The 2,182-nt window shown below is 65.6% G+C and carries 1 protein-coding gene; it reads left to right on the top strand.

All coding sequences use genetic code 11. The features are described 5' to 3' along the window. Positions 1 to 600 precede the first annotated feature (600 nt). Positions 601 to 2,064 carry a group II intron reverse transcriptase/maturase gene (gene ltrA / locus H5397_RS17275; RefSeq protein ID WP_182818974.1) on the top strand — a complete coding sequence of 488 codons (1,464 nt, stop codon included), beginning with the start codon at positions 601 to 603 and terminating at the stop codon, positions 2,062 to 2,064. Positions 2,065 to 2,182 lie beyond the last annotated feature (118 nt).

The following is a 2,182-nucleotide window of genomic DNA, read 5'->3' as shown; positions in this document are numbered from 1 at the left end:
TGGTGCGCCACGAGGCGCTGTTGTTTCGGATGGAGGTGAGAGACCTGCATCGCCCCGCTGTCGTAGCAGTGGGGTGAAGCTGGCGGCAGCCTGACTTCGGGGAACGCCGGGGTTGGGTGGGAGCAGCCGCGACAAAGTCAGGACGGTCCAGCACTACCGGATGGGCCGGGTCTGGTGAGCAAGACGGGAAGGTGTACGAGAGGAACCGGTGTCGTAAAGCCTCTTGATCGTCGACCAGCTCGAACCCGGCGGATGCGGGCTGGAGTGCGGTGCGTAACCGCCGTGGGGGTCGTCAGCCAGACGGCCGTCGGGGTGGGGAACTGCCGGAACGGTGAATGTGTCGGGTCCGGCAGGTCGTGGTGAAGGTCTACGGCGTAGCCACGACGATGCCGCAGGGGCAAAGCCGGGCGCCTCGCCCGTCAACCGAACAGCAGTGAACGTGGGAACCCTCCGCACTCCGTTCCCCACCACCTTGGTGGGGATAGGCGCGTTGCCGGCCGAAGGGTGTGGGTGGGGGCGGAGCCGTCGTAGTACTCCGAGGTCGGGAAAGCCGACCGCATGGGAAAGGGCGGCAGCGAGAGGAAGCAGGAAGGAACTGTGATGTCCGAAGACGCACCGGTGAATACCGGTGCCACTGGGTGGCCGAGCGATGCTCGCGCCTTTCTGGCGGTACGGAGGATGCAGACCAAACTGCATGGTTGGGCGGCCGCGGATCGCGGCCGCCGGTTTGATGATCTGTACAACCTGGTCTGTGACCCGGCGTTTCTGACGATGGCGTGGGAACGCGTCGCTGGGAACAAGGGGGCACGGACACCGGGGGTGGACCGGGCCACGGTGGCCCACGTTACCTCCGGGATGGGGGTCGAGGCGTTCCTGCGGCAGGTACGGGACGAGTTGAAGTCCCGGACCTTCCAGCCGGTGCCGGTGCGGCAGGTGATGATCCCGAAGGCCAGCGGCAAGCTGCGCAAGTTGGGCATCCCCACCGTCACCGACCGGGTGGTGCAGGCCGCCTTGAAGCTGGTACTGGAACCTATTTTCGAGGCGGACTTCCAACCGTGCTCGTACGGGTTCCGCCCGAACCGGCGCGCTGCTGACGCGATCGCCGAGATCCACCACTTCACCAGCAAACGGTATGAGTGGGTGTTGGAGGCCGACATTGAGGCGTGTTTCGACATGATCGACCACACCGCGTTGATGGACCGCCTGCGAGCGAGGGTTTCGGACAAGCGTGTGCTGGCGTTGGTGAAGGCGTTCCTGAAGGCGGGGGTGCTCACCACGGTGGGTACCACCGAGGGAACGGTGACCGGCACCCCGCAGGGCGGAATCTTGTCTCCGTTGCTGGCCAACATCGCTTTGTCCGTGTTGGACGACGAGTTCGCACGTCGCTGGACCCAGGAGATGGGAACGGCGAACCAGCGGAACCGGCGCCGCTATCACGGCGAGGCGACCTACCGGCTCATCCGGTACGCCGACGACTTCGTGATCGTGGTCAAAGGCGAACGGGCTGATGCCGATCAGTTGCGCGAGGAGGTGGCAGTCGTGTTGGTCCCGATGGGGCTGCGACTGTCGCCGGACAAGACCCGAGTGGTCCACATCGACGACGGGTTCGACTTCCTCGGCTTCCACATCCGACGGATGCGGAAACGCGGGAGCCACAAGTCGTTTGTGTACACCAAGCCGTCGACGAAGGCGATCGCCTCGATCAAGGCACGGGTGAAGGCCATGACGTACAGAGCAACCCTGCACCGCGACCCGGGCTACCTGATGGCCTACCTGGGTCGAGTGTTGCGTGGGTGGGCGAACTACTTCCGGCACGCGGTGGCCAAACGAGCCTTCAACGCGGTCGATTCCTACACGTGGGAACGGATCACGTCGTGGCTACGGAAGAAGCACCGTCGTATCGGATGGCCAGAGCTCCGGCGCAGGTACTGTCTGCCGGGCAGTTGGCGGCTCGCCCACGACGGGGTCAGGTTCAAGGGCGCAGCCAGCGTCCCCATCGTCCGGTACCGCTACCGCGGCTACCAGATCCCGACCCCGTGGACCCCATCGACCGTCGCAAGCTGACCAACCCCCTCACGTGGAGAGCCCGGTGCGGTGAAAGTCGCACGCCGGGTTCGGCGGGCGGGCTGTGGAAACCCACCACGGGTAACCGTGGCAGGGCGCCACAGCCCGACCCAACTGG

It is taken from the genome of Propioniciclava sp. MC1683, assembly GCF_014164675.1.
Classification (GTDB): Bacteria; Actinomycetota; Actinomycetes; order Propionibacteriales; family Propionibacteriaceae; genus Propioniciclava.
Note: the sequence above shows the minus strand (reverse complement) of the source record. Positions and strands in the feature narration are given on the sequence as shown.